Source organism: Arthrobacter ramosus, from assembly GCF_039535095.1.
In the GTDB taxonomy this organism is placed as follows: Bacteria; Actinomycetota; Actinomycetes; order Actinomycetales; family Micrococcaceae; genus Arthrobacter; species Arthrobacter ramosus.
The window spans coordinates 700062-724882 of record NZ_BAAAWN010000001.1; the positions used below are offsets into that span (position 1 = coordinate 700062).

A 24821-nucleotide genomic window follows, 5' to 3' on the forward strand; every position below is an offset into this window, starting at 1 on the left:
GTGCCTTCTGCAATTTGTTTTCAGACATTCTTCCCGCGGCATGTGAACCAGCGGTAAACGACATGCCATGTAGCGACACACAAAACGAGGCTGTCCCGAAATGTTACTGCGGAGTAACATGGCGGTTATGCATTTGCTTCTCCGAACCCTTTTGCTCTTGTTCACATCGTCCAGGCGGAGCCGGCTCAGCGTTTGGGGTACGTCCTCGTTGCCCATGCGTGTGCTGCCCACGGACATCGACATTGCAATGCATGTCAACAACGGCATGTATTTCTCGCTGATGGATCTTGGACGCTTCGATCTCATGGTGCGCGCAGGGATTTGGCAAAAGATGCGCCGCCGGGGCTGGAGTCCCGTGGCTGCGGGGGAGACCATCGCGTTCCGGAAGTCGTTGCAGCTTTGGCAGCAATACACCATCGAGTCCAAGATCATCGGGCTAGACTCCAAGGCAATCTACTTCGAGCAACGCATGGTCGTGGACGGCGAGATCTACGCCCGCGCGCACATTGCCACCCGGCTTGTAGCCAAGGGCCGGCCCGTGAGCCAAGAGGAAATCCTGGCCGAGTTCGGCGAGCCTCCCGCAGACCTCGAGCTTCCGGAATGGATCCACGAGTGGCGCGAGAACAATGCGCTCCCCGGCGCCCGGAAGGCCGCCCCGCATCTCTGGCACTAGGCGAAGGTGCCGGGCGGCGCCAAGCCGACCACCCGACGTCGTGCTTTATTCCCGGTTTGCCGGGTAGCGAACAAGGGCGACTTCGAACGCCCCGTCGCGTACCGTGGAAGCATGGCTACAGTTGACATCACCGGGGAGCAGTTCGCGTCGACCATCGAGGGCAATGACATCGTCCTGGTGGATTTCTGGGCTGCGTGGTGCGGCCCTTGCAGGCAGTTTGCCCCCACATACCAGGCCGCTTCCGAGAAGCATGACGATGTCTTCTTCGCCAAGGTGGACACGGAGGCCGAGCAGCAGCTCGCTGCCGAAGCCGGTATCTCCTCCATCCCCACGCTCATGGCGTTCCGCGAAAAGGTCCTCGTGTTCTCGCAGCCGGGCGCACTTAATGGACCCCAGCTGGAGCAGGTCATCGAGGCCGTCAAGGGGCTCGACATGGATGAGGTCCACGCGCACATCGCAAAGCAGCGCGCAGAAAACTCCTAGAGGCGCTCGAGCTTCACCGGCTCGGCCAGCAGCGCGCTGAGGGATTCGTTGAGGTCCTGGACGGCGATGCCCTTGGAGTGGATGTCGAGGTGTTCCTCGGAGGCCCACTGCTCGGTCAGGACCAGCTTGTCGTCGTTGGCTTCCGTGAGTTCGTAGCGGATGCAGCCGGGTTCGTTCACCACTTCGTCGATCGCGATTTCCAGCGCGAGCTTGACGCGGAAGAATTCGCCGTCGTTGGGAATGAACGTGGCCTGCAGGTCAATGGGTGCACTCATGGGATTCACATTACCGGCTTGCCCGGTAAGGCCCCGAAATATTTTGTAGGACTTCCAAGCAAAAGTCTTCTCTTGGCCCCGCGGAGTTGGTAGCGTGCGTTCATGCTTTCCTACACAGCCGGGGACACTGACGTCCCGCTGCTTGAAGAGACCATTGGCGACAACTTTGAACGGGTCGCAGCGCGGTTTCCGCTGCGGGACGCTCTCATCGAAGCCGCGGTGGTGCCCGGCGATGAGGCCAGGCGCTGGAGCTACGAAAAACTGAACGACGACGTCGACCGGCTCGCACGTGCGCTGCTCGCCTTGGGCGTCGCGAAGGGTGACAGGGTAGGCATCTGGAGCCCGAACTGCGCCGAATGGACCATCCTGCAATACGCCACGGCGAAGGCCGGTGCGATCCTGGTCAACGTCAATCCTGCATACCGCAGCCACGAACTCGAATTCGTGGTCCGGCAGAACGGCATGCGCATGCTGGTGGCCGCGCCATCGGACAAGAACAGCGACTATGTGGGCATGGCCCGGGAGGCCTTGGCCAGCTGTCCTGAGCTTCGGGAGCTGGTGTTCCTTCCCGATCTGGGACTGGACATGCTCAACGCAGGCGAACCGCAAACTGACGCCGAGCTGACGTACGCCGAGCTACTCAAGCGGGCGGACGACGTCGTGCCCTCAGCGCTCAAGGTTCGCATGGCCGATCTGGACCCGCACGATCCCATCAATCTGCAATACACCTCAGGGACCACAGGTTTTCCCAAGGGCGCCACGCTGACCCATCACAACATCCTCAACAACGGCAACCAGATCGGCAGGCTGCTGGGATACACGGAGCGCGACCGCGTGGTTCTACCGGTGCCGTTCTACCACTGTTTCGGCATGGTCATCGGGAACCTGAACGCCCTGAGCTTCGGCGCGGCCACGATCATTCCCGGCCGCGGATTCACCCCGGCCGCCGCCCTGGAAGCGGTGCAGGATTTTGGCGGGACCTCGCTGTATGGCGTGCCCACGATGTTCATCGCCGAGCTGTCTTTGGCGGATTTCGCATCTTACGACCTCTCCACGCTGCGGACCGGCGTCATGGCCGGCTCACTGTGCCCTATCGAGGTCATGGAGCGCGTCATCGCGGAGATGAACATGCGGGACGTGGCCATTTGCTACGGAATGACCGAGACTTCGCCCGTGTCCACCATGACCCTCGCGGCTGACACCCTGGAGCAGAGGACCACGACAGTAGGGCGCACGATGCCCCGGCTCGAGTCCAAGATCGTGGATCCAGGCACTGGCGAAACCCTGGAACGCGGGGAGATCGGCGAACTGTGCACGCGGGGCTACGCCGTAATGGCCGGGTATTGGGGCCAGCCGGAGAAGACAGCCGAGGCAATCGACGACGACGGCTGGATGCACACCGGCGACCTTGCCCGGATGGACCTGGACGGTTTCATCGTGATCGAAGGCCGCATAAAGGACATGGTCATCCGCGGAGGAGAGAACGTCTATCCCCGCGAAATCGAGGAGTTCCTGTACCGGCATCCTGCCATCCAGGATGTCCAGGTCATCGGGGTTCCTGATGCCAGGTACGGCGAAGAGCTGATGGCCTGCATCATCCTCAAACCGGGAGCAGCTCTGGACTTGGACGGAGTGCAGGAGTTCTGCCGCGGCAAACTGGCCCACTACAAGATCCCGCGTTACGTGGACATCCGGGAGAGCTTCCCCATGACGGTGTCCGGCAAAGTGCGCAAGATCGACATGCGGGAAGAAGCGATCGCCCGCCTCGGACTCTGATTTCTGAAGTGGCTGAAAGTTTGCCTGTGGATAACTCCTTGCCGGGGTCAAATTGCGGACAAACTGGATCCCATGGTCCGCATCAATCCGCTGCCGAAGGAACTCAGTAACCGTCCTTTCACGGTCTATGAATCCCGCATACTTGGCGTCGCACCGAAGCGGCTCCGGGCCAGGGACGTGTCCGACGGCGGCCGCCTGATCTATTTGCCTGCGGGTCGTGAGTTTGCGTTTGCCGAACGGGCACGGGTCCTTGCCGCGGCAACACCGGGTGCCTGGTTGTCCCATGAGAGCGCCGCGGTACTGAGCCGGCTCGGCCTTCCTCCGTGGCTTGGCAACGGCGAGACGGTCCACCTCAGCAAGCCCCATGAGCTTCCCCGGGTCCGCCGGACCGGAGTGACGGGGCACCGAGTCCGTGTCCTCCCGGGCGAAGTCACGGAATTAGACGGAATTCCGGTGTCCTCCCCGTCCCGGACGTGGCTTGACCTGGCGCATCAGTTGCCGCTGCCGTACGTGATTGCCATGGGCGACCAGTTGATCCGCATGCCCCGGCCGCGCCTTGAAGGAAGGACGGAGCCCTACGCAAACAAGGAAGGGCTGCGCCTTTTGATCCGGCAGCATCCGAACATGAAAGGCGTCGAGAAGGCCCGGCTTGCCCTCGAAGACATGCGGGTCGGAGCAGACTCGTTTCCGGAGACATTCGTGCGGCTGGCCATGGTGGATGCGCGATTGCCTGAACCGGAATTGCAGCTCCGCCTTGATCCGGACGATCCGTGGTCGCCTTCCTCGGATCTGGGGTACCGGCGGTTCCGGATCGCCGTGCAGTATGACGGTGCCCCGCATCTCACGAGGGAACAGCAGACAAGGGACAACCGGAGGGACGAGGCTTTCACCGGCGCCGGCTGGTCCTACTTCAAGGTCAACTCGGATGACCTGGCCGAAGGGTTCGCCGGCCTCATTGTCCGGATCAAGCGGGCGAAACTCCCAACGCGGGGTCACTTACGGCCCATGCCGGGCAGCAACATGGGCCGTAAGTGACCCCGCGTTGCTAGTGACGCTAGTGCCCTCGGTGGTCCTGGATGGTCATCCGCGGTCCGAACGTCGGTTTGCGGAAGCCGCTGAGCCCGAGCATCCGGACTACCCGCTGCCGGTGCCCGCGCCACGGTTTCAGCAGGGCGATCATTCCGGCGTCGTCCGTTTTCCTGCCCGTGAGCGCGTAACCGACGTATGAGGCCAAATGGTAGTCGCCCACCGCGATTGAATCCGGGCAGCCATGGGTCCGCTGGACAACCTCGGCAGCCGTCCAGATACCGATGCCCGGAATGGTCTGCATCTTGGCCCCGGCTTCCGCCGCGCTGAGTGAGGCGAGCCGTTCAAGCGCGACGGCGGATCGCAGCGCCCGCATGACTGTTGCCGAACGTTGGGGACCCACGCCGGCCTTGTGCCACTCCCATGAAGGAATGGCCAACCACTGGGCGGCGGTCGGCGCGACGAGCAGGCCCGACGGCAGGCTCGACGTCGAAAGGCGGCCGGCGCTAGGGGCTGCGGTTCCGTACCGGTACATCAGGTAGCGGTAGCCCCGCCGGGCTTCGATAGTTGTGACCTTTTGCTCAAGAATCGTGGGCACGAGGGAGTCCACCACACGCCCGGTGGTAGGTAAACGGACGGCGAGGTTCCGGCGACGGGCTTCCCTGACCATCCGCGGAAGGGTGCCATGGAACGCGGCGTCGTCGAAGCCGGACCAGTCGTCCCCGCTCCCCAGCAGCGCAGGCACAGAGGCGATGGCGGAATCGGCACCGGAGCCCCAGGCCTGGGCATCGATATGCGTGTCTTGGCCGGTTCCCGCGGAGGCGAGGCGCAAGGTAGCCGGACCGTCCGGCGTCGTGAAGGCCATCCACACCCCGTCCTGCCGCGCCGCGAACGAGGGATCGCCGTTGCCGCGCATGAGGATTCCCAAGGTCTGCAGAAGGTCGAAGGGGCCGCCGGGTTGCCATCGCACGGACGCGTCGGCCGCAGCCGCCGCGGCGGGTGGGGCATCGACGATGGTCATTCATTCATGGTCGCATGCTCATCTGAAAACACTCGAAAGAGCGGCTGTCGAGCCCCTTACGCCGCGAAACCCACACGACTAGACTCCACGTGTGGCGCGGGGCGTCTGCGCCTTCAATGACAATCTCAGGAGAACGCAATGGCTGGTGTTGTGCATTTTGAAATCCCCGCGGACGACAAGGAGCGGGCCAACACTTTCTACCAGGGTGCCTTCGGCTGGATGCTCAACCCCATGCAGGAGATGGACTACACGATCGCGATCACCACGCCTTCAGACCCGCAGACGGGTATGCCGAGCGCACCCGGGGCCATCAATGGTGCATTGTTCCCGCGCTCGGAAGAGCTGAAGACACCCATCATCACGGTTGACGTCGAAGACATCGAAGCTTCGCTTGGCCAAATCGAGGGTGCGGGTGGTTCGGTGGTCAAAGGCAAAGATGCTGTTCCGGGCATGGGCTACTACGCCTATTTCAAGGACACCGAAGGCAACATCCTGGGCCTCTGGCAGACCGACTCTTCGGCAGGAAGCCCTGCGCCAGCTGAGTGAGCCGATTGCTCGGGGGCTAGTTTCACGCTGATCCCGGGGCTTGTTTGTGATTCCGGGGCTTGTGCCCGCGGTCTCGCAAACAAGCCCCGGGATCGTCCCTATTCCCCGAAACTAATCCCCGAAGCGCCCGCGGGCCTCTACTGGAATCAACGGCTTGTCGGCGCGGACCTTGAGTTCCTGCACCGCCCAGGTGTTGCCGTCCGGATCGCTGAAGCCGAAGAACGTGCCGCCGTCGCGCTGGTCAAAGACGGTGATTTCACTGGCCTCGACCCCGCGGCCGAGCAATTCCTCGCGTGCAGCGCGCGCATCCGCGACCACAAGTTGAAGGCCTCGCATTGAACCCGGCGCCATCTCATTCTGCGCCGGCAGGTCTCCGACGACGATTGAACATCCGGAGCCCGGCGGAGTCAGCTGCGCCACATGCATGTGCTCGTTCGTGGTGTTGTGGTCAAGGTTGAAGCCCACCTTGTCGCGGTAGAACTCGATGGCACGGTCAATGTCACTCACAGGGAGCACAACCACTTCGAGGGTCCAATCCATGGTGCATGTCCTTTCCTTGGAGGGTGTCCCCGCTAGCTTGCCCCGCGAGGCCATCCCTTGGCCAGGCATGGACGGCCAGGCTAAGACCCGCCACCGCCCCGACCCTCCGCTGCACCGAAGCACTCCCGACCAAGCGGTAACTTGGTACCTATGAAGTACGCCCAGTCCGTCCTGGACCTCATTGGCAATACACCGCTCATCAAGCTCAACCACGTGACCGGGGACATCAAAGCCACCGTTCTGGTGAAGCTCGAATATGTGAACCCCGGCGGCTCCATCAAGGACCGCATCGCGGTGAAGATGATCGAGGAAGCAGAGCGGGACGGAAAGCTCAAGCCGGGCGGAACCATCGTGGAACCCACCTCGGGCAACACGGGCGTCGGACTTGCCCTGGTGGCCCAGCAAAAGGGTTACAAGTGCATCTTCGTTGTCCCGGACAAAGTGGGAGAGGACAAGCGCGCCGTGCTTCAGGCGTACGGCGCCGAAGTTGTGGTCACTCCCACGTCCGTGGCCCCGGACAGCCCGCAAAGCTACTACAGCGTCTCCGACCGGCTCGTGTCCGAGATCCCCGGAGCGTACAAGCCGGACCAGTTCTCCAACCCCGCCGCCCCCGGCAGCCACTACGAAACCACCGGGCCGGAGATCTGGCGTGATACCGATGGGAAGATCACCCACGTTGTGATTGGCGCCGGCACGGGCGGCACTATCACCGGCACGGGCAGGTACCTCAAGGATGTGTCCGCCAACCGGCTGGAGTCCGACGGCGGCCGGGTCAAGGTTATCGGCGCGGACCCGGCAGGCTCGGTCTACTCGGGCGGAACCGGGCGGCCCTACTTCGTGGAAGGCGTCGGCGAGGACATGTGGCCGGCCAACTACGACAAGACTGTGCCGGACGATGTCATTGCCGTGAGCGACGCCGATTCCTTCGAGATGACCCGGCGCCTGGCCCGCGAGGAAGGCCTCCTGGTGGGCGGGTCCTCGGGCATGGCAGTGGTTGCCGCGTTGCAGGTGGCCAAAGACCTTGGCGAGGAGGCCGTCGTCGTCGTGATCTTGCCGGACTCCGGCCGCGGCTACCTGGCGAAGATCTTCAACGACAAGTGGATGCGCTCCTACGGTTTCCTCTCCGGCGGAGAGGAAGCCTCGGTTGGCGAGGTTTTGAAGTCCAAGACCGGCGAGATGCCGGACCTCGTCCACATCCACCCCAATGAGACCGTCCGCGACGTGATCAACATCATGAACGAATTCGGGGTCTCGCACATCCCGGTCCTCTCGCAGGAACCGCCTGTGGTCATGGGCGAGGTCCTCGGGGCCGTCGATGAGCGCACGCTGACCACCAAGCTGTTCCGCGGCGAGGCGAAATTGACCGACAAGATCTCCGAGCATATGGGGGAGCGCCTGCCCGTGATCGGCTCGCTGGAAACCATCTCCGCCGCTCGCGAGCTGCTGTCCGACGTCGACACCGTCATGGTGACGTTTGTCGGAGCTCCCGTGGGCATCCTGACCCGCCACGATCTTCTCGCCTACCTGAGCAACTGACACTAGGAGTTCATATGTCTGCAAACGAAGCAGGATTCAACACGCGTGCCGTCCACGCCGGCCAGGCCTTCGAACCCCGCACCGGCGCCGTGGTTCCGCCGCTGCACTTCAGCTCGACGTATGCCCAGGACGGCATAGGCGGTTTGCGCGACGGCTACGAATACGGCCGGGGCACCAACCCCACCCGCGATGCGCTGCAGGAACAGCTCGCCGCGCTCGAGGGCGGAACCCACGCATACAGCTTCAGCTCGGGCCTTGCCGCGGAGGACTCCCTGATCCGTGCAGTTGCCCGGCCCGGCGACCACATCGTCCTTGGCAACGACGCGTACGGCGGAACGTACCGGCTCATCAACCGGGTGCTGGGCGAGTGGGGCATCGGCAACACACCAGTGGACATGTCCAACCTTGACGCTGTTGCCGCGGCCGTCGCGGCCAACAAAACCCGCATCGTCTGGGTGGAAACTCCTTCCAACCCGATGATGAAGATCACCGATATCGAGGCGCTCGCCAAAGTAGCGCACGACGCCGGTGCCCTCCTGGTGGTCGACAACACCTTTGCTTCGCCCTACCTGCAGACCCCGCTCGCCCTGGGTGCCGACGTCGTGGTCCACTCGACCACCAAGTACATCGGGGGCCACTCGGACGTCGTCGGCGGCGCGATCGTGGTCAAGGATGCCGAGCTGGCAGAGAAGATCGGCTTTGTGCAGTTCGCTGTCGGCGCCGTGTCCGGACCCATGGATGCTTTCTTGACGACCCGCGGCCTCAAGACGCTCGGCGTGCGCATGGACCGCCACAGCGAGAACGCCCAGGCCGTCGCCGAGTGGTTGCTCGAGCGCCCCGAAGTTGAAGCCGTGCTGTATCCAGGCCTGCCTTCCCACCCGGGCCACGAGCTCGCGGCGAAGCAAATGAAGAAATTCGGCGGCATGATTTCCGTGCAGTTCAAGGGCGGCGAAGCTGCGGCCCGCAAGGTGGCGGAGTCCACCCAGGTCTTCACGCTGGCCGAGTCCCTGGGCGGCATCGAGTCCCTCATGAACTACCCCTCCGAGATGACGCACGCTTCGGTCAAGGGCACGGAGCTGGCCGTGCCGGTCAACCTGATCCGGCTTTCCTGCGGCATCGAGGACGTCGAGGACCTGATTGCTGACCTTGAGCAGGCGATCGGCAACATCACGGACTGAAAGCCCCTCCATTTCTGACCTTCTTTGATTAGCGGATCGGCCGGGACACGCCATCACAGCGGCGTGTCCCGGACGATCATCGCTCAAACATGGTCAGGATTGGCGTGCCCTTCGCAAAAACCCTAGCTTTCTTTAGAAAAGCCAGCTAATCTCAATCCATGCCTTTACGATCCGACTGGTCCGAACGGACGTGCAGCCTGGCGCGCGGGCTCGATATCCTCGGAGACCCCTGGGGAAGCCTGGTGCTACGGGAGGTCTTCTTCGGCAACGGCCGCTTCGACGCCATCAAGTCCCGTCTCCACGTCGCGGACAACGTCCTGAGCAAAAGACTGGGTTGGTTGGTTGAAGCCGGCCTCCTTGCCCAGCGGCCTTACCTGGACGGCGCTCGGACGCGCCAGGAGTACGTCCTCACCCCCAAGGGCGAAGATGCCCTGCCTGTCTTGAACGCCATCATCCTGTGGTCCGAGAAGCATCTCGATGCCCCGGCGGACAACGCCCACATGCGCGTGATCCACAACGGTTGCGGACTGCCGACGGCGTCGGCTGATACCTGCTCCCACTGCGGGTCCCGGCTGACCGCCGCCAACACCAGCTGGCATAGCCTCACGCGGTCTGAACACCCGTTGGCTTTGGCCACTGCCCCCGCCAGACGCGACCTCCCGAACGAATCGGAGCCCTCCGCATGACCGCACCCAATCCCACCAAACTTTCCGCCGGCAAGACCCCGCGGAAGGGGCGCCTCCACCCCGCCTGGATGGTGGCCGCCGTCGCGTTCCTGGCACTTGTGGGCGCAGCCGGATTCCGGGCAGCGCCCGGCGTGCTTATGGTGCCGCTGCAACAGGAATTCGGCTGGTCAACAACCGTCTTGTCGCTCGCAGTGAGCATCAACCTGGTGTTGTTCGGCCTCACGGCGCCCTTCGCTGCCGCGCTCATGGAACGCTTCGGAATCCGAACGGTCACCTCGATTGCCCTCTGCCTGATCGGCCTCGGTTCCGCGCTGACGGTGTTCGTCAACCAGTCCTGGCAGATCCTGCTGACCTGGGGTGTGCTGATCGGGCTCGGCACCGGATCCATGGCCCTGGTTTTCGCGGCCACCATCGCCAACACGTGGTTCTCCAAGAACCGTGGACTCGTGATCGGCATCCTGACGGCGGGCAGCGCCGCCGGGCAGCTTGTGTTCCTGCCCTTCATCGCGGTGCTTGCGCAGAGCCCGGGCTGGCGCGGCGCCTCGCTGCTCATCGCAGCCGGGGCGCTTGCCGTAGTGCCGCTCGCGCTGCGCTGGCTCAAGAACTCACCCGCCGACGTCGGGGTCCAACCTTACGGTGCCGAAGAAGAACAGCCGACGACGGCGGAGGTCGCCCCGGTTGCGGACGCCACCAATGCTGAAGGCGCCAAGACGCCCAACGCCGCCGTGCGGGCACTGCAGGTCCTCAAACGCGCCAGCAAAGTGCGTACTTTCTGGGCCCTGGTTGCCGGTTTTGCCATCTGCGGTGCTACCACCAACGGCCTGATCGGCACGCACTTCATTCCCTCGGCGCACGACCACGGTATGCCGGAAACCACAGCGGCAGGCTTGCTGGCCGTCGTCGGGATCTTCGACATCGTGGGCACCATCGCGTCCGGTTGGTTGACGGACCGCTTCAATCCCAAGGTGCTCTTGGCTGTGTATTACCAGTTCCGCGGCGTCGGGCTGCTGGTGCTGCCCGTGCTTTTGGGCTCCACGGTGCAACCGAGCATGATCCTGTTCGTGGTGGTGTATGGCCTGGACTGGGTTGCCACTGTGCCCCCGACGGCGGCCATCTGCCGGAAAGTGTTCGGGGCGGACGGTTCGGTGGTGTTCGGCTGGGTCTTCGCGGCGCACCAGCTCGGGGCCGCGGCAGCCGCGTTGCTCGCGGGTTACATCCGCGACGCCACGGGCCACTACACCTACGCATGGATCGGCGCTGCCGCGATGTGCACGGTGGCCGCGGTCATCAGCGCGACAATCCGCAAGGATGCGGGGAAGAAGGAACCCGTCCCGGTCGGAGCCTAGGGCGGCAGTCGCTGGAAGCTAGCGGAAAGCCGGAACGCCCGTGATGTGCTGGCCCAGGATCAGCATGTGTACCTCGTCCGTCCCTTCATAGGTGCGCACGGATTCCAGGTTGTTGGCATGGCGCAAGGGCGGGTAGTCCAGTGTGATGCCGTTGCCACCCAGAATGGTGCGGGCTTCGCGGGCGATCTTGATTGCCTCCCGCACATTGTTGAGCTTGCCCACCGAGATCTGCTCCGGGCGCAGTTTGCCTGCATCCTTGAGCCGTCCAAGATGCAACGCGAGCATGGTGCCCTTCTGGATCTCCAGGAGCATGTTCACAAGCTTCTCCTGGGTCAATTGGCAGCCGGCCAAGGGTTTGCCGAATTGCATGCGGGTTCCGGCATATTCGAGCGCAGCCTCGAAGGAGTCACGGGCCGCGCCCATGGCACCCCAAACAATGCCGTATCGCGCCTCGTTGAGGCAGGAGAACGGGCCGCGGAGGCCTTGGGCACCCGGGAGGAGGGCTTCCGCACCCAGCCGGACGGCGTCGAACACCACATCGCATTGGATCGAGGCACGCATGGAGAGCTTCGCCCCGATGGGAGTCACGGTGACTCCCGGAGTGCCGGCCGGAACCAGGAAGCCCCGGATAGTGTCGTCGGTGTGTGCCCACACCACCATGACATCCGCGATCGATGCCATCCCGATCCAGCGCTTCGAACCATTCAGCACCCAGCCGGCGTCGTCGTTGGTCCCGTCGCGGCGCGCAAAGCTGGCCATGGACGAGGGGTCCGAACCCGCCGTCGGCTCCGTCAAGGCAAAACAGCCGATCAGTTCTCCGGCAGCCATGCGCGGTAGCCATTGCTCCTTCTGCTCTTCGCTGCCCCACTTGTGGATCGCCGTCATGGCCAGGGAGCCCTGGACGGATACGAAGGTGCGGATGCCGGAATCGCCGGCCTCGAGTTCCATGGCGGCGAGGCCGTATTCGACGGCGGTGCGGCCCGGGCAGCCGTAGCCCTCCAGATGCATGCCAAGGACGCCGAGTTCGCCGAGTTCCGCCGGCAGTTCCCGCGGGAACACCGCGTCCTCGTACCAGCGGGCGATGTTCGGCCGGATCCGCTGGTCCGTAAAATCGCGCACCTTCTCGCGAAGCTCCAGTTCCTCGGAACTCAAGAGGGAATCGAGGGCAAGGACATCGGAGGTATTCGTCGTTGAATGGCTCATGCCAGCATCCTAAGGCCGGACATGTTCCCCGCAGCGTCCTGCAGGAACCGCCGACGCCGGCTCGCCACCTGCGCCGTGCCAGAATTGAGCCATGGCCGCGGCGGACGTGAACGCAATGGGACTGCCGCTACGGGCAGCCAAGGGGATTGGGCGACGCCGCATTCTGGCGGGCCTCGTCCTGGCCCTGCTGCTACCCTCGGCCATCGAGATCGTGGTATCCGCGCTGCAATACCGGAACTTCGCCATGATCATGCTCTTCCAGCTGGCCGTCTCCGCCGCGGTTGCCGCTATCGGGGGATTGTGGCCGGCCGTGGTGTCCGCCGTCCTCGGCAGTATGCTCTTGAACTATTTTTCGGCCGAACCGGTGGGCTCCTTATCCATCGCGGATCCCGCCACGCTTTTCACTCTGGTCATCTTCCTTGCTGTGGCGTGCGGCGTGGCGCTCGCCGTCGGTTTGGCCACCCGACGGGCCCAGGAAGCCGCGCATTCCGGCGCCGAGGCAAGAGCCCTCAGCGAATTGGCTCTTCGTATACTGAGCTCGGACGGCAGCCTCGAGTCTTTCCTGGACAAGATCCGCGTCAACCTCGGCATGGAGGCGGTGACGCTGCTCTCCACCTTCGATTCGCCGGACGCCCCGGGCCCAACTGGCAGGTCCTTGCAAGCTCCGGGCTTCAACCGCCGGTGACCCATGCGGCCGCCGACCATGCCGCCGTCGTCGATCCAAATTACACGCTCCTGCTCCGGGGCGGGCCGCTATCCGAACAGCATCGCCGCATGCTCGCCGCGTTCGGCGCCTTCGTGGTGGCGTTGCGGGAGCGCCAGCAGCTCGTCAAGAGCAGGCAGGACAACGTGCGCCTGGCGGAAGGCAACAAAATGCGGACCTCCATCCTGCGCGCCGTCTCCCATGATCTCCGCACTCCTCTGGCGGGAATCAAGCTTGCTGTCAGCAGCCTGCGACAGGAAGACGTGACCTTTGCCCCCGAAGACGAGCGCGAACTATTGGCCACGATCGAGGACTACGCGGACCGATTGGATCACCTGGTGGACAACTTGCTGGACATGTCCCGAATCACCGCAGATGCCGTGAACCCGCTGCTGCGCGGACTCGGCTGGCACCAGATCATGCCGGAGGCTTTGCGGGGCGTGCCGGGGGAGCGCATCCGCAACGAGCTTCCGGCCAACCTTCCGTATATAGAGGCCGACGCCGGGATATTGGAACGCGTCGTGGCGAACCTCGTGGAAAACGCGGTGAAATACGCGCCTGACTCCGATGTTGTGCTGGTGGCTCGGACCGGTGCGGGTATCACGGTGGACGGCCGGCCTGCCAGCGAACTGCGGGTGATGGACCACGGTTGGGGGATCGCACCCGCGGCAGTCCTGGAGCTCTTCCAGCCATTCCAACGACTCGATGATTCTCCATCCAGCCGGGACGGTCGCAGCGGAATCGGCTTGGGACTCGCTGTCGCCAAGGGATTCACCGAGGCCATGGGCGGTACGCTCATGGCTGAGGCGACGCCGGGAGGCGGGCTGACCATGGTGGTCACACTCCCTCTGTGGACGGGAGGTCGGCCTTGAACCTCGTGCTGATCGTGGAAGATGAGGCGCAGATCGCCCGGGCGATGCAAATCAATCTCCATGCCCACGGCTACCGTGCCATCACGGTCGGCAACGGCGCAGACGCACTCAAGGCGGCGGCCCAGCAGCCCGTGGACATCGTGGTGCTCGACCTTGGGCTGCCGGACATGGACGGCGTGGATGTGATCAAAGGAATCCGCGGCTGGAGCAGTATGCCCATTATCGTTTTGTCCGCCCGGCACGGTTCGGAAGACAAAGTTGAGGCTCTCGACGCCGGAGCCGACGACTACGTGACCAAGCCTTTCGGCCTGGACGAACTCCTGGCCAGGCTCCGTGCCGCCTCCCGGCGCGCGGCGCCCCGGCACGAGGTCCCGACGCTCCAGACCGCCGACTTCCTGGTTGACCTGGCCGGAAAGAAGATCACCAAAGACGGCGTAGAAGTGCGGCTGACGCCCACGGAGTGGAACATCCTGGAATTGCTGGTGCGTAACGCCGGCCGGCTGGTCAGCCAGCAGCAGATCCTCACCCAGGTCTGGGGACAGGCCTACGCCAAGGAGACCCAGTACCTGCGTGTCTACATTGCCCAGCTCCGGCGCAAGCTCGAACGCGACCCTGCACAGCCCCGCCACCTCCACACCGAGGCCGGCATGGGATATCGCTTCGATCCGTAGCTGCGTACGTAGACTGTAGTCATGGATACCGCATCGTTGCTTGCTGTTTGCCGGGTATACGAGCTCCTGCCCGATCCTGAAGGGTCGGTAGGAGTGACGGCCATTGACAAGCGCCCCGTCGACGGACCGGTGAAGGTCCACAAGCTGGGAATCCACGGAGACATCCAGGCGAGCCGGATCCACCACGGCGGCGAGGACCAAGCGCTCTATGCGTACTCCCAGGCGGATGCCGATTACTGGGCGAATGAACTGCAGCGGGACATGCCTCCCGGGATCTTCGGGGAGAACCTCCGCGTTGCCGGAATCGAGACCAGCGGTGCCGTGATCGGCGAACGGTGGAAGATCGGCCTGGACGTCGAAGTTGAGGTCACATCCCCGCGGGTGCCGTGCGCAACGTTCCAGCGCCGCATGAATGAACCACAGTGGGTCAAGCGCTTCACGGAAGCAGGGCGGGTCGGTACCTACCTGCGCGTCGTGAAGACCGGCACCATTTCGGCCGGCGACTACATCCACAAACTGTTTGTGCCGAAACATGGCATCACGGTGGGGCAATGGTTCAGCAACCCCAACCTCGATGACATGCAATTGCTTCTCGACGCCGAGGCGGACGGAGAGGTCCTGCTGCAGTCCGACTACCACGACACCTTCGAAAAGCTCATGCGCCGCAACGGGGTGGACGCCTGAAAACTACCCTCGGACGGCCGTCCTGAAGGGCGGTCCTGAGGTCGCTCGGAGCGGGTTTGTGCGCAAGCTCACCGTCGCCGTCGGCAGTTAAGTCGCCACGGGAGCAATCTGTGCCCTACACTTGGAATATCCCCCACTCCGGAAATCCCTTTTTCCTGCCCAATTCTTGAGGCAGGACTGGTCAGTGTTGGGGCCCGCAAAATGTGTGTGGGCAGTTTCATAGGGAGAGCCGGGCGAAGAAAACGCTGTACAGACTGCTGAGATAGCAGCCAAGAGATGCAGCGGGAAGTCCTGCCATGGGATTGCGACAGCGCCGGACTTCTTGCGAGCACCAGAACCACCTGGTTCTTCTGCCCGCAACGTGTACTGCGGCCAAGCCCAACCGGGCCGCGCCGACTGGCCCCCTATGGATGAGGAAACTTTCCCCTATGCCCGAAAACCTGAACGACCCGTTCGTCGCCGAGTCTGCCGAAGCAGCAGAGACCGCCGTCGAGATCGCCGAAACTGCCCCCGCCGCTGAGTTCATCGAGGCTGCAGCGCCCGCTGAGGCTCCGGCCCCGGTTGAGGCTCCTGTCTTTGCTGAGGCACCTGCCTTTGCTGAGGCACCTGCTGAGGCTGAGGCCCCGGCTGCGGCTCAGGCCGAATCACCCGCCGAGGAAGAGGAAGAGGGCATCCGCTTCGTCGACCTGGGAATCGACCCCCGCGTCCTGGCCGCACTGCAGGACGTGGGCTACGAGAAGCCGTCTCCGATCCAGGCAGCAACCATTCCGCTGCTGCTCGAAGGCCGCGACGTCGTTGGCCTCGCCCAGACCGGCACCGGTAAGACTGCAGCATTCGCAGTACCGGCTCTGTCCCGCCTGGCCGAACTCCACGACCTCAACGGCCCGTCCCGCAAGACCCAGGCCCTGGTTCTCGCTCCGACCCGCGAGCTTGCGCTCCAGGTTGCCGAGGCCTTCACCTCGTATGCCAAGCACATCGATGACTTCACGGTTCTCCCTGTCTACGGTGGCTCCGCCTATGGTCCGCAGCTCGCTGGCCTGCGCCGCGGTGCACAGGTTGTTGTCGGTACCCCGGGCCGCGTCATCGACCACATCTCCAAGGGTTCACTGGACCTGTCCGAGCTGCAGTACCTCGTACTGGACGAAGCCGACGAGATGCTCCGCATGGGCTTCGCCGAGGACGTTGAGCAGATCTTCCAGCAGACCCCGGAAGACCGCCAGGTCGCGCTGTTCTCTGCCACCATGCCGAGCCAGATCCGCCGCATGTCCAAGCAGTACCTGAACAACCCGGCCGAGATCTCGGTCAAGTCCAAGACCACCACCGGCGCCAACACCCGCCAGCGGTACCTGCAGGTCATGGGCCCGCACAAGCTCGATGCGCTGACCCGCATCCTCGAGGTGGAAGAGTTCGACGGCGTTATCGCCTTCGTGCGCACCAAGATGGCCACCGAGGACCTCGCTGACAAGCTGAAGTCCCGCGGCTTCCAGGCCGCCGCGATCAACGGTGACATTCCGCAGCAGCAGCGCGAACGGACTGTCGACGCACTGAAGGAAGGGCGCATCGACATCCTGGTGGCCACCGACGTCGCGGCCCGTGGCCTTGACGTTGAGCGCATCAGCCACGTGGTCAACTACGACATCCCGCACGACACCGAGTCCTACGTCCACCGCATCGGCCGTACCGGGCGTGCAGGCCGTAGCGGCGACGCCATCCTGTTCATGACGCCGCGGGAGAAGTACCTGCTGCGTTCGATCGAGAAGGCCACCCGCCAGCCGGTTGAGCAGATGCACCTGCCCACCGCCGAGACGGTCAACACGTTGCGTCTGGGTAAGTTCGCGGACAAGATCACGGAGACCCTCGAGTCTGAGGACGTTGCCGCGTTCCGTGACTTGATCTCCTCCTACGAAGAAGAGCACAACGTTCCGGCTTCGGAGATCGCCGCTGCACTGGCCGTCATGGCACAGGGCGGCCAGCCGCTCCTGGTCAAGGAACTGCCGGCTGCACCGGAATTCCAGAAGCGCGAGCGCTCCAAGGACGGCTTCGGTTCACGTGGCCCGACCCGCACCCTGACCGAGGGCAACGCCACCTACCGGATCGCCGTCGGACGCCGCCAGCGCGTCATGCCGGGTTCGATCGTTGGCGCCATTGCCAACGAAGGCGGCATCTCCTCGGCACAGATCGGCGGCATCGACATTCGCTCGGACCACTCCCTGGTGGAGCTTCCGGCGGACCTGAGCCCCGAGCAACTGCGTGCACTGTCCCGCACCCGGATCGGCGGCGAGCTGATCCACCTCGAGCTGGACAACGGTCGCAAGCCGGCCTCTGACCGGGGCGGCGAGCGCGGCGGTTACTCCGGTGGCAGCCGCGGCGGCGACCGTGGCGGATACTCCGGTGGAGACCGTGGCGGAAACTTCAAGGGTAACGGTGGCTTCAAGAAGGAGTTCCGTAAGACTGAAGGCGACCGCGGTGGTTACTCCGGTGGCGAGCGTTCTTCCGCTGACCGCGGCGGCTACTCCGGTGGCGAGCGTACCTCCGCTGACCGCGGCGGCCGTTCCTACAGCGAGCGCAGCAGCGCCGGTACGGGGACGGGCAGCTTCGGCGGCAACGGCGCACGCAAGCCGCGCACTGGCGGCGACGCAGGCAACCGCGATTTCAACCGCAAGGGTAAGTGGTAAACAGGACTAGTTCCTGGGTTTTTGGTCAGAGGCCGGCTTTCGAGCCGGCCTCTGGCTGTTAAACGGCGGCCTAGGTTTATCGGTGGCCACAGGCACCGCGCCTAGGCTGTACCGTTTTCCCCATGTTTGCTGGCCCAAAGGCCCATGAATGACGGACTCGCCGCGTCGGAAACGCTTTCCCAAACCAAAGAAGGGGAAGACGGTGCGGGCCCACCCTGAACCCAAGCCGGCGGGAACGTGAATTTCTGCTCCAGGAACAGCGCGGCCTTTGAGAGGTGGGGCTGGATGCGTAGGATCGGTCTTGCTACGGACGCCGGGGCTTCGGGCGTTGGTTGACCACGGGTGTGGAAGGTAGGTTCATGGGATTCCTCGATGGATTGAAGAAGAACCTCGGTTTCGACAGGTCCGAGCGGAAGGCGGCTGGACGGGCCTCGGAGGCCCCGCAGGGGGCCGCTGAAGCCTCAACGGGGGAGACGGTCCAAAGTGCCGGGCCGGACCCGTCAGCGGAAGCTCTCGCGGTCCCGGGCGCTGGGGTGTCCGACGGCGATGCTCCCGCCGCCAGCGCAGCGCAGGTCGCCGAAGTCGTAGTGGAGGCAGACGATACCCTGAGCGGCATCGCCTTGCAGTTCGGCGTTGACTTGGATGCCCTGATCGCAGCGAACGCGGATACCGTGCCCAACCCGGACCACATCTACCCGGGCCAAGTGCTCCGCCTGCCCTAGGGACCTGCTTCGCAGGACGATTGGGTCCGCCGCTAGATGGTGCTAGTTACCTCGTAGTGCTTGACGGATACGATTGTGGTGTTCGAAGGCTGTGTGGCGTCGGCACGGAGCCGGTTGGCTGCCTCGACGCTGCTTTCTATCGCTTCCTTAGTGTCCCAAAGCGTGATGCTCATGCCTGTCCCGGAGTCCGCGTCCAACAAGAAATACGCCCCTGTCAGTCCTGCGAGTTGCTTTACGCCTTCGATGGCGTCATCGAACCCCTTGCGAAGTGCTTCCCCATCGCCGTCGAAGGAGTAGTTGCTTACCCTTGCATACATGGTAGAACCTTCCTGAGGCCACCCCCGTTCCAATGTACGCGCGACGGTGTTGGCTGGGAAGAGCATCAGGGAGAGGGCCTTTGCAAATTGTGTCGGCGCCGTTTTTCCCTGTCCCGCAGCCGATTTGTGGCCTGAGAAATCGTCCGGTAGAGTATTTACTCGTTGCCCCCCTAGCTCAGTGGTAGAGCGCGTTCTTGGTAAGAACGAGGTCACCGGATCGATTCCGGTGGGGGGCTCTGAATGAGGGCCTGTGTCAAGGCGGTTTTTGACCGGCTTGGCACAGGTTTTTCTCATTCGTGGCGGTGTAGCTCAGTTGGTTAGAGCGCACGACTCATAATCGTGAGGTCGGGAGATCGAGCCTCCCCACCGCTACTCCGAAAGTCCCCGTTACGGCGGGGACTTTTTCGTTTCCGGAGCAGTCTTCTGGATGCCGGGTGTAGCTACTCCTGTAACTACACGCCACATGCGGTCACCGAACGGCAGCCAGAGACGCAAAGCGCCAGGCGCTCGGCTCAAACCATGGTTCAAGTAGTGTCAGGGGCATGCTGACAGAACTAATTTCCGACCCCTTCCTATGGATGTCACATCACCAATGGGGCGACCTTTTGGCCGGGATCTTGGGGGCTATTTCCAGTGGACTGATCGCTGTCTGGGTTCTGAGGCGCACACTGAAGACGCAGCGAAACCAATTTCGCGCTCACCTCACTGCTCAGTCTGAAGGACTCGACGCGCAGCTTAAGGCCCAAGCGGAAGCCTTCGGCAGCTGGCTGCCAAGCAGATGGCCTTTGGGAGCAGTCAGCGCGACAGGCGGCGCTCACGTCCAAGGAGCACGAACTAGCGGTCCGCGCTGAGCTGATCGCTTCCATCCAGGAGCTCATGAACGCGAACGGAGAAAGCAAACCACGGCGCCTTTCTTTCTGCAATCGCATCTCAACCGGACTTGAGAAGTTGCGATTCGAGCTGCAAGGGCATTATTCGAGAACCGGCCGGATCCCGCACTGCCTGAGGGTCACCCTGACAAGTGGTTGCGGACGGCCACGATCATCACGACGGCGGCCTCAGACGCACTGGGCCACATCCACGACCGCACACCGCTGATCGTGCCGCCCAACATGTTCTCGGACTGGCTCGACCCTGAAATGACGTCCGAGGCTGGCGTTCGCGCCCTGCTCGATTCCATGCCCGAACCTCATCTCGTGCCCCGAGTGGTGAGCGCCAAGGTCAACTACGCGCGGAACAAAGGACCCGCGCTTATCCAGCCGGCCGCCTGAACCCGCTGCCTGTGCTCATTGTCTCAGGTATCGGATTTTCCTCCTTGGCACGCGCGCAAAGAACCCTCAACGTTCGAGAGTTCTCGCTAGTTCCGACACGCCGTACCGAAATTTCATCTGCAGTACAACTTGACGGATGGCTTGGACCCCTACGATGAAGCGTCATCACTCGTCTATTTAGGAGATCCATTTGTCGTACCAGCAGCAACAGACCACCCAGTTTGGCAGCGCCGTCCCGCTTTGGGCCCCCTATTACGGCGCGCCCATCGGCGAGGCCGCACGCCGGTTCTTCAAGAAGTACGCCACCTTCACCGGCCGGGCCAGCCGCAGCGAATACTGGTGGTGGACCCTCATCTCCGTCGTCGTGAGCATCGTCCTGAACATCATCATGTCCGTGGCAGGCTCCGCTGGCGCGACCGTCAGTGACTCCGGGGCCATGGTTCCGGGTCCTGGCATGATCGTCGGCGTCATTCTCCTGGTCATCTGGGGCCTGGCAGTCATCGTCCCGTCCCTCGCCCTCGTCGTCCGTCGCCTGCACGATGCAAACTTCAGCGGCTGGATGATCCTCATCGGGCTCGTTCCGTTCCTCGGCAGCCTGGCGCTGTTGATCTTCATGTTCCTTCCGCCCAAGCCCGAGGGCCAGCGATTCGACGTCCCCGCCTAAGTCCACATCAGAGGACACTCTGAAGGGCCGCCGGCGTCATGCCTGTGGCCCTTCAGTGTCTGTCCCGGATTGCCACGCGTCGCAGTGACAAGGTCCACGCCGCTACTGGCCACGCTGCCCGGACGATGGGTGGCTCGGCCCATTCTGTCGTGTAGAGAGGACTGAGCATGTCTATTAGTGTTCGGTTGCAATCGTCGACAGTTGCATTTGTCTAGACCTCGCAATCAGCCCCCATTCCTTGGCCCGCGGCGCGAGCTTGAATCAGGGCGCGCCAAGCGCGACCCCGCAGTTGACGTCGACGTGCGCGATCTCCTGCATGCGGCGCATCACTGCCAGGTTTATGTCGGAAAGTGGTGTTATTCATTGTGGCGTTATTCCTCACGATCAGGGCAGAGGTGCGCCGGCAGGCAACATCTCGTTTACGGCGCGCCGCTATACCATGTGACCCCAACCTGATTGCGCAGGACACGCTCTTCTTCGAATATATATTCGATTCCAAGTCTAGTGTCGGCCACCGACAGGACCGGGACTCCACCATGTTGCATCTGATTGCGCCGAATAGTCTGTCCTTACTGGTTCGCCTGTGTTTGAGTACTGCTAATTGAGGTCCAGAGCGATTGGGATCGTTGGCATGCGCGCAAACGAGCAAAATCTAAATCCGGCGCCGCGGGGTCGGTTGGAGAAAGCCTATGAGTCCAACATCGGGATCCTCCCGGCGATCGTTATCTTCGTTGTGGGGTTCTTTCCGCTTCGGCAGGTTCTGGGATTCTGGGCGGCCATCGCCATTGTGTTCCTGTTGGGCATTGCGTCGATGCGAATCATCGGACTGCTTGTCGCGCCTTCGATAAGACGGCGCACGGCTTTGGATGCCGACCAAGGCCTCTTCGAATGTCAGCTCCGCGAGAAGGACTCGAAGTCCGCCCCTGGTTCTGATCGAAGCCCGCAAGTCTGCTGGGCACTTGCCGTAAAGATTTCGTAAAGATCCTGCCGAATAGCTGAGAGCGCGCGCAACCTGCCGATAGCTTTTAGAGGCGCCGCCACTTGGGCGTCCCCCAATCCTCAGGTGGCGGCGCTTCTCGAAGTTGGCCACTTCCTTAGAGGACAAACAGATTCTTGCATAAGCATTTGACGCTCGAGCGGGCAGTCTTAGTTGAATCTTGATCTTTTCTTAGTGTTTCCTTGAGGTTCACCCTGTAATGGGCCGTTTTCGTCTGTAGGCTATCTCCAGCTACGATCAGGAGGTTGTCCGGACCGAAAGGCATCCCTGCTCGTGGATTTTGGCCGCTATCTCATTGACCTTATGGTCTTCGTTGGCATCACCGTTGTGCTGATGTGTTCTTTCCACCTCCTCGTGCTGTGGCACAAGAAGCGGAAGTACACGAAGTTGTCGCGCCCTGAGAGACAGTCACTGCCGGGTCGCGATCCCCAGGCGGGCTCGGGGCGGATGATTGTCACCGGCGTCCAAAGGCCATGACAATGGCAACTACCGCCGCGACGACCAGCACCGTCGCAACCCAGATCCATTGTTGTCCGTCCAAGTCCGCCCCGCTCTCAGGTCTTGGTCCAGTCTCCCAAAATCGAGGGTATTGGGCGAGGGCCTCCCGTCCTGACCTTCTTTGAAAAGCGATGGCACGCAACACGCCGGCGACATGCCGCTGACGGGGCCTTCCCGGATTCAAAGAGGGTCAGGATGGTCGCTGGCACAAACCTCGCCGCGGGACCGCCCTTAGTTCAGTGCGATGACGAGCATCTGGTTGGTGCCCGGGATGCACGTCTGTAGAATCGCTCGCGGGAATCCGCCGAATACCGCTGCGACGTTGTTGGTGGTCCCGCCTTGGGGCACCTGGCCGCGTGCGGTCACGGTGTACGTGCCGTAACCGGGGATGCTCACGGTCTCGCCGACGCCGATGCCCGAGAATCGGGCCCACCCGCCGCAGAAATCATGTTCGGTAATGAACAGCGCGTAGGCGTCCGTGGGGGTGAAGTGGATCGGGCCAATGCAACTGTCCACGGCGGCCTGGCCACCTGAACCCGCAACATAGATGGTCCGCACCGCCGGAGCGGGGGCAGGTGCAGGCGCTGGCGCCGGAGCAGGTGCAGGCGCTGGCGCCGGAGCGGGGGCCGGTGCAGGCGCAGGGGCGGGGGCCGCGGCAACCGGCGGCCCTGTCAGCTTTAGCACCTGGCCGGGCACGATGACGGAATAGGCGCTGAGCCCATTGGCCGCCAGCATCCCATTGACGTCGACGCCGAACCTGGCGGCAATCGAGCCAACGGTGTCGCCGCTGACCACCGTGTAGGCGTTCGTGTCAGGCGCAGGAGCAGGAGCAGGAGCAGGAGCGGGTGGAGCTGCGACTGCGGCCGCCGCCGCTGCGGGAGCTGACGGCGCGACGGCGGCCGGTGCCTGCGTCTGTACTGGCGCCTGTGTGGCTCCCGGCGTGGGACTGGCAGCCGGCGTCGGACTGGCTGCGGCCGGCGAAGGCGCGGCAATACCGGCTCCCGAACCGAGCTGCGGGGCAATTGCGGCGCTCGTGCCTGCCGGCGCAAGTACCTGTGAGTAGTTCTGCATCGTCACGGCGCCAATGGCGACCACTGCCACGATTGCCCAGGTGGCTATTGATGCCTTGTACCTGGCGAGTGTTCTTACCCCCGCGGATATCAGGGCGAGGACGTTGCCTCCGCCGATCCCGCTGTGCCTGTACTCCTGCTGATACATGTCGGATCCCCGTAATTAATCGTTTCTGGGGCCGGTCGGTTGGCTGGCCCGGAAGGTGATACGCAGGCGCAGGGGATGGCGCTTGTTGAGACCCTTTTGCTTAAATGCGCAGCACTGAGGAATCCCTCGATCCATCTACTTTGATAAATCCATCAAAGGGATGTACGAACCCGTTTTGATAAATCCATCAGTGAGATTTACGAAAGAGATATTTCCTTTTCCCTGCTGCAGGTGATTTGAGTGTAGGAATGGGAAATTCCCTCCACACGAGTGGGTGCCACTTGCTTTTATTTCCGGCAGCCCGCCAAACACTCGTAAGTCTTCGTCGGCGGCGGGAGGGGCGGCCCTTAGGGTCCGGACTTCCAGCCCTCGCGCGGGGAGCTGTGATGATGACTAAACTAAGTCTGCTTAGTAATTAGTAGGCATATTTATCCGGAGAATTGACGAATTCGGCATTGCGCTCCGCAAATGCGGAGCGGCTATTTTCCGGGAATTTATCCACCGTGTTGGGGAGGGCTTGACCATGCACTTGACCACTGGGACAGAATGGGTCCATGAGTCGAATCGCAATCATCGGCGGCCACGGCAAGGTGGCCTTGCAACTGTCCCGCATCCTGAGCAACGAAGGTCACGCGGTCACTTCCTTCATCCGCAATCCGGAACACGCCCCCGACGTCGAAGTGACGGGTGCCGCCCCGGTAGTACTCGACGTCGAGAATTCGACGACGGCGGAGATCGCCGCTGCACTTGACGGCCACGACGCGGTGGTGTGGTCCGCCGGGGCAGGCGGAGGCAATCCGCAACGTACGTATGCAGTGGACAGGGACGCCGCCATCCGCTCGATGGATGCCGCGGCGCAAACGGGCGTGGCCCGCTATGTGATGGTGTCCTACTTTGGCGCAGGACCTAGCCATGGCGTTCCCGAGGACAACAGCTTCTACGCCTACGCGGATGCCAAGGCCGCGGCGGACGAGTACCTGCGTGCGACTGACCTCGACTGGACGATCCTTGGCCCGGGCGCACTGACCAGCAATCCTGGGTCTGCGCTCATTGAGGTAAGCCCCGCAGACCCGGGCACCGGGACCGAAACTTCGCGGGCCAATGTTGCCCTAGTGGCTGCCGCCGTCCTGGAACTGCCCGAGACTGTCCGCCACACCATCGAGTTCAGGGACGGCTCGGTACCTGTGGTCGAGGCCCTCACGGCGTCCTAGCCGCACCCTGCTCGGTCGGGAGCCGGGCC

At 63.2% G+C, this 24821-nt stretch carries 25 protein-coding genes and 2 tRNA genes; 21 read left to right on the forward strand and 6 right to left on the reverse strand.

The genetic code is table 11. The features are described from left to right. The first annotated feature begins 127 nt into the window (after window positions 1–127). Both ABD742_RS03320 and ABD742_RS03325 read left to right on the forward strand, forming a co-directional pair. On the forward strand, window positions 128–673 hold the full coding sequence (locus ABD742_RS03320) for an acyl-CoA thioesterase (RefSeq protein ID WP_234748979.1): 546 nt from the start codon (window positions 128–130) through the stop codon (window positions 671–673). Window positions 674–784: 111 nt separating this feature from the next. Beyond that, entirely contained in the window at window positions 785–1156 is a 372-nt protein-coding gene (locus tag ABD742_RS03325; protein WP_059387274.1) for a thioredoxin family protein, read from the forward strand. Here the strand turns inward: ABD742_RS03325 and ABD742_RS03330 are convergent. Then, entirely contained in the window at window positions 1153–1431 is a 279-nt protein-coding gene (locus tag ABD742_RS03330; protein ID WP_234748980.1) for a putative quinol monooxygenase, read from the reverse strand. The two genes, ABD742_RS03325 and ABD742_RS03330, sit on opposite strands and share 4 nt — an antisense overlap. A gap of 102 nt (window positions 1432–1533) precedes the next feature. On the opposite strand from ABD742_RS03330, the gene ABD742_RS03335 reads away from it, so the two are divergent. Together ABD742_RS03335 and ABD742_RS03340 are read left to right on the forward strand one after the other, a co-directional pair. Further along, entirely contained in the window at window positions 1534–3207 is a 1674-nt protein-coding gene (locus ABD742_RS03335) for an AMP-binding protein (RefSeq protein WP_234748981.1), read from the forward strand. A 72-nt stretch (window positions 3208–3279) separates the two neighbouring features. Beyond that, on the forward strand, window positions 3280–4242 hold the full coding sequence (locus tag ABD742_RS03340) for a hypothetical protein (protein ID WP_234748982.1): 963 nt from the start codon (window positions 3280–3282) through the stop codon (window positions 4240–4242). Between the two features lie 19 nt (window positions 4243–4261). Here ABD742_RS03340 and ABD742_RS03345 read toward each other — a convergent pair whose 3' ends face one another. Further along, window positions 4262–5254 (reverse strand): DNA-3-methyladenine glycosylase family protein, encoded by a 993-nt coding sequence (locus ABD742_RS03345; RefSeq protein ID WP_234748983.1) that lies wholly within the window; start codon window positions 5252–5254, stop codon window positions 4262–4264. Between the two features lie 138 nt (window positions 5255–5392). Between ABD742_RS03345 and ABD742_RS03350 the strand changes: the two genes are divergently transcribed. Beyond that, the gene (locus tag ABD742_RS03350; protein WP_234748984.1) at window positions 5393–5800 is read left to right on the forward strand and encodes a VOC family protein; all 408 of its coding nucleotides are present in this window, start codon (window positions 5393–5395) and stop codon (window positions 5798–5800) included. Between the two features lie 111 nt (window positions 5801–5911). Here the strand turns inward: ABD742_RS03350 and ABD742_RS03355 are convergent, their stop codons facing one another. Beyond that, on the reverse strand, window positions 5912–6340 hold the full coding sequence (locus tag ABD742_RS03355; RefSeq protein ID WP_234748985.1) for a VOC family protein: 429 nt from the start codon (window positions 6338–6340) through the stop codon (window positions 5912–5914). Window positions 6341–6490: 150 nt separating this feature from the next. On the opposite strand from ABD742_RS03355, the gene ABD742_RS03360 reads away from it, so the two are divergent. From ABD742_RS03360 to ABD742_RS03375, 4 genes are all read left to right on the forward strand, one after another. Continuing rightward, complete coding sequence (locus ABD742_RS03360; RefSeq protein WP_234748986.1) at window positions 6491–7876, forward strand: cystathionine beta-synthase; 1386 nt, start codon at window positions 6491–6493, stop codon at window positions 7874–7876. 14 nt (window positions 7877–7890) lie between these two features. Next, a complete protein-coding gene (locus tag ABD742_RS03365) occupies window positions 7891–9054 on the forward strand; it encodes a cystathionine gamma-synthase (protein WP_234748987.1) in 1164 nt (387 codons plus the stop codon). Window positions 9055–9212: 158 nt separating this feature from the next. Continuing rightward, window positions 9213–9740 carry a winged helix-turn-helix transcriptional regulator gene (locus ABD742_RS03370; protein WP_234748988.1) on the forward strand — a complete coding sequence of 176 codons (528 nt, stop codon included), beginning with the start codon at window positions 9213–9215 and terminating at the stop codon, window positions 9738–9740. Beyond that, on the forward strand, window positions 9737–11086 hold the full coding sequence (locus ABD742_RS03375; protein WP_234748989.1) for an MFS transporter: 1350 nt from the start codon (window positions 9737–9739) through the stop codon (window positions 11084–11086). Before ABD742_RS03370 ends, ABD742_RS03375 begins: the two co-directional genes overlap by 4 nt. 18 nt (window positions 11087–11104) lie before the next feature. Here ABD742_RS03375 and ABD742_RS03380 read toward each other — a convergent pair whose 3' ends face one another. After that, window positions 11105–12289 (reverse strand): acyl-CoA dehydrogenase family protein, encoded by a 1185-nt coding sequence (locus tag ABD742_RS03380; protein WP_234748990.1) that lies wholly within the window; start codon window positions 12287–12289, stop codon window positions 11105–11107. 91 nt (window positions 12290–12380) lie between these two features. Here ABD742_RS03380 and ABD742_RS03385 point away from each other — a divergent pair, with 91 nt between their 5' ends. From ABD742_RS03385 to ABD742_RS03410, 6 genes are all read left to right on the forward strand, one after another. Continuing rightward, window positions 12381–12974, forward strand: a complete 594-nt coding sequence (locus tag ABD742_RS03385) for a DUF4118 domain-containing protein (protein ID WP_344787184.1) — start codon at window positions 12381–12383, stop codon at window positions 12972–12974. Then, the gene (locus ABD742_RS03390; RefSeq protein WP_344787186.1) at window positions 12971–13864 is read left to right on the forward strand and encodes a sensor histidine kinase; all 894 of its coding nucleotides are present in this window, start codon (window positions 12971–12973) and stop codon (window positions 13862–13864) included. The genes ABD742_RS03385 and ABD742_RS03390 overlap by 4 nt, the downstream gene beginning before the upstream one ends. Next, window positions 13861–14535, forward strand: coding sequence for a response regulator (locus ABD742_RS03395; protein WP_234749205.1), 675 nt, complete (start codon window positions 13861–13863; stop codon window positions 14533–14535). Before ABD742_RS03390 ends, ABD742_RS03395 begins: the two co-directional genes overlap by 4 nt. Before the next feature lie 21 nt (window positions 14536–14556). Further along, window positions 14557–15219, forward strand: a complete 663-nt coding sequence (locus tag ABD742_RS03400; protein ID WP_234748992.1) for an MOSC domain-containing protein — start codon at window positions 14557–14559, stop codon at window positions 15217–15219. A 428-nt stretch (window positions 15220–15647) separates the two neighbouring features. Continuing rightward, window positions 15648–17894 carry a DEAD/DEAH box helicase gene (locus tag ABD742_RS03405; RefSeq protein ID WP_234748993.1) on the forward strand — a complete coding sequence of 749 codons (2247 nt, stop codon included), beginning with the start codon at window positions 15648–15650 and terminating at the stop codon, window positions 17892–17894. Window positions 17895–18253: 359 nt separating this feature from the next. Continuing rightward, window positions 18254–18616, forward strand: a complete 363-nt coding sequence (locus ABD742_RS03410) for a LysM peptidoglycan-binding domain-containing protein (RefSeq protein ID WP_234748994.1) — start codon at window positions 18254–18256, stop codon at window positions 18614–18616. 32 nt (window positions 18617–18648) lie between these two features. On the opposite strand, the gene ABD742_RS03415 is transcribed toward ABD742_RS03410, so the two are convergent. After that, the gene (locus tag ABD742_RS03415; protein WP_234748995.1) at window positions 18649–18933 is read right to left on the reverse strand and encodes a hypothetical protein; all 285 of its coding nucleotides are present in this window, start codon (window positions 18931–18933) and stop codon (window positions 18649–18651) included. A gap of 164 nt (window positions 18934–19097) precedes the next feature. Here ABD742_RS03415 and ABD742_RS03420 point away from each other — a divergent pair. From ABD742_RS03420 to ABD742_RS03440, 5 genes are all read left to right on the forward strand, one after another. Then, window positions 19098–19169: transfer RNA gene (locus ABD742_RS03420), tRNA-Thr, on the forward strand. A gap of 62 nt (window positions 19170–19231) precedes the next feature. Beyond that, window positions 19232–19305, forward strand: a tRNA-Met gene (locus tag ABD742_RS03425). A 653-nt stretch (window positions 19306–19958) separates the two neighbouring features. Next, on the forward strand, window positions 19959–20204 hold the full coding sequence (locus tag ABD742_RS03430) for an SOS response-associated peptidase family protein (protein ID WP_234748996.1): 246 nt from the start codon (window positions 19959–19961) through the stop codon (window positions 20202–20204). Between the two features lie 190 nt (window positions 20205–20394). Continuing rightward, a complete protein-coding gene (locus ABD742_RS03435; protein ID WP_234748997.1) occupies window positions 20395–20868 on the forward strand; it encodes a DUF805 domain-containing protein in 474 nt (157 codons plus the stop codon). A gap of 631 nt (window positions 20869–21499) precedes the next feature. Next, window positions 21500–21847 carry a hypothetical protein gene (locus tag ABD742_RS03440; protein WP_234748998.1) on the forward strand — a complete coding sequence of 116 codons (348 nt, stop codon included), beginning with the start codon at window positions 21500–21502 and terminating at the stop codon, window positions 21845–21847. A gap of 747 nt (window positions 21848–22594) precedes the next feature. On the opposite strand, the gene ABD742_RS03445 is transcribed toward ABD742_RS03440, so the two are convergent. Continuing rightward, window positions 22595–23581, reverse strand: coding sequence for a LysM peptidoglycan-binding domain-containing protein (locus ABD742_RS03445; protein WP_234748999.1), 987 nt, complete (start codon window positions 23579–23581; stop codon window positions 22595–22597). Between the two features lie 554 nt (window positions 23582–24135). Between ABD742_RS03445 and ABD742_RS03450 the strand changes: the two genes are divergently transcribed. Continuing rightward, complete coding sequence (locus tag ABD742_RS03450) at window positions 24136–24792, forward strand: NAD(P)H-binding protein (RefSeq protein WP_234749000.1); 657 nt, start codon at window positions 24136–24138, stop codon at window positions 24790–24792. Window positions 24793–24821 lie beyond the last annotated feature (29 nt).

What these genes read in the sequence shown, in the direction of transcription:
- ABD742_RS03320 (WP_234748979.1), top strand. Translation starts at nt 128, where the DNA reads ATGCATTTGCTTCTCCGAACCCTTTTGCTCTTGTTCACATCGTCCAGG.
- ABD742_RS03325 (WP_059387274.1), top strand. Translation starts at nt 785, where the DNA reads ATGGCTACAGTTGACATCACCGGGGAGCAGTTCGCGTCGACCATCGAG.
- ABD742_RS03330 (WP_234748980.1), bottom strand. Translation starts at nt 1,431, where the DNA reads ATGAGTGCACCCATTGACCTGCAGGCCACGTTCATTCCCAACGACGGC.
- ABD742_RS03335 (WP_234748981.1), top strand. Translation starts at nt 1,534, where the DNA reads ATGCTTTCCTACACAGCCGGGGACACTGACGTCCCGCTGCTTGAAGAG.
- ABD742_RS03340 (WP_234748982.1), top strand. Translation starts at nt 3,280, where the DNA reads ATGGTCCGCATCAATCCGCTGCCGAAGGAACTCAGTAACCGTCCTTTC.
- ABD742_RS03345 (WP_234748983.1), bottom strand. Translation starts at nt 5,254, where the DNA reads ATGACCATCGTCGATGCCCCACCCGCCGCGGCGGCTGCGGCCGACGCG.
- ABD742_RS03350 (WP_234748984.1), top strand. Translation starts at nt 5,393, where the DNA reads ATGGCTGGTGTTGTGCATTTTGAAATCCCCGCGGACGACAAGGAGCGG.
- ABD742_RS03355 (WP_234748985.1), bottom strand. Translation starts at nt 6,340, where the DNA reads ATGGATTGGACCCTCGAAGTGGTTGTGCTCCCTGTGAGTGACATTGAC.
- ABD742_RS03360 (WP_234748986.1), top strand. Translation starts at nt 6,491, where the DNA reads ATGAAGTACGCCCAGTCCGTCCTGGACCTCATTGGCAATACACCGCTC.
- ABD742_RS03365 (WP_234748987.1), top strand. Translation starts at nt 7,891, where the DNA reads ATGTCTGCAAACGAAGCAGGATTCAACACGCGTGCCGTCCACGCCGGC.
- ABD742_RS03370 (WP_234748988.1), top strand. Translation starts at nt 9,213, where the DNA reads ATGCCTTTACGATCCGACTGGTCCGAACGGACGTGCAGCCTGGCGCGC.
- ABD742_RS03375 (WP_234748989.1), top strand. Translation starts at nt 9,737, where the DNA reads ATGACCGCACCCAATCCCACCAAACTTTCCGCCGGCAAGACCCCGCGG.
- ABD742_RS03380 (WP_234748990.1), bottom strand. Translation starts at nt 12,289, where the DNA reads ATGAGCCATTCAACGACGAATACCTCCGATGTCCTTGCCCTCGATTCC.
- ABD742_RS03385 (WP_344787184.1), top strand. Translation starts at nt 12,381, where the DNA reads ATGGCCGCGGCGGACGTGAACGCAATGGGACTGCCGCTACGGGCAGCC.
- ABD742_RS03400 (WP_234748992.1), top strand. Translation starts at nt 14,557, where the DNA reads ATGGATACCGCATCGTTGCTTGCTGTTTGCCGGGTATACGAGCTCCTG.
- ABD742_RS03405 (WP_234748993.1), top strand. Translation starts at nt 15,648, where the DNA reads ATGCCCGAAAACCTGAACGACCCGTTCGTCGCCGAGTCTGCCGAAGCA.
- ABD742_RS03410 (WP_234748994.1), top strand. Translation starts at nt 18,254, where the DNA reads ATGGGATTCCTCGATGGATTGAAGAAGAACCTCGGTTTCGACAGGTCC.
- ABD742_RS03415 (WP_234748995.1), bottom strand. Translation starts at nt 18,933, where the DNA reads ATGTATGCAAGGGTAAGCAACTACTCCTTCGACGGCGATGGGGAAGCA.
- ABD742_RS03440 (WP_234748998.1), top strand. Translation starts at nt 21,500, where the DNA reads ATGCGCGCAAACGAGCAAAATCTAAATCCGGCGCCGCGGGGTCGGTTG.
- ABD742_RS03445 (WP_234748999.1), bottom strand. Translation starts at nt 23,581, where the DNA reads ATGTATCAGCAGGAGTACAGGCACAGCGGGATCGGCGGAGGCAACGTC.
- ABD742_RS03450 (WP_234749000.1), top strand. Translation starts at nt 24,136, where the DNA reads ATGAGTCGAATCGCAATCATCGGCGGCCACGGCAAGGTGGCCTTGCAA.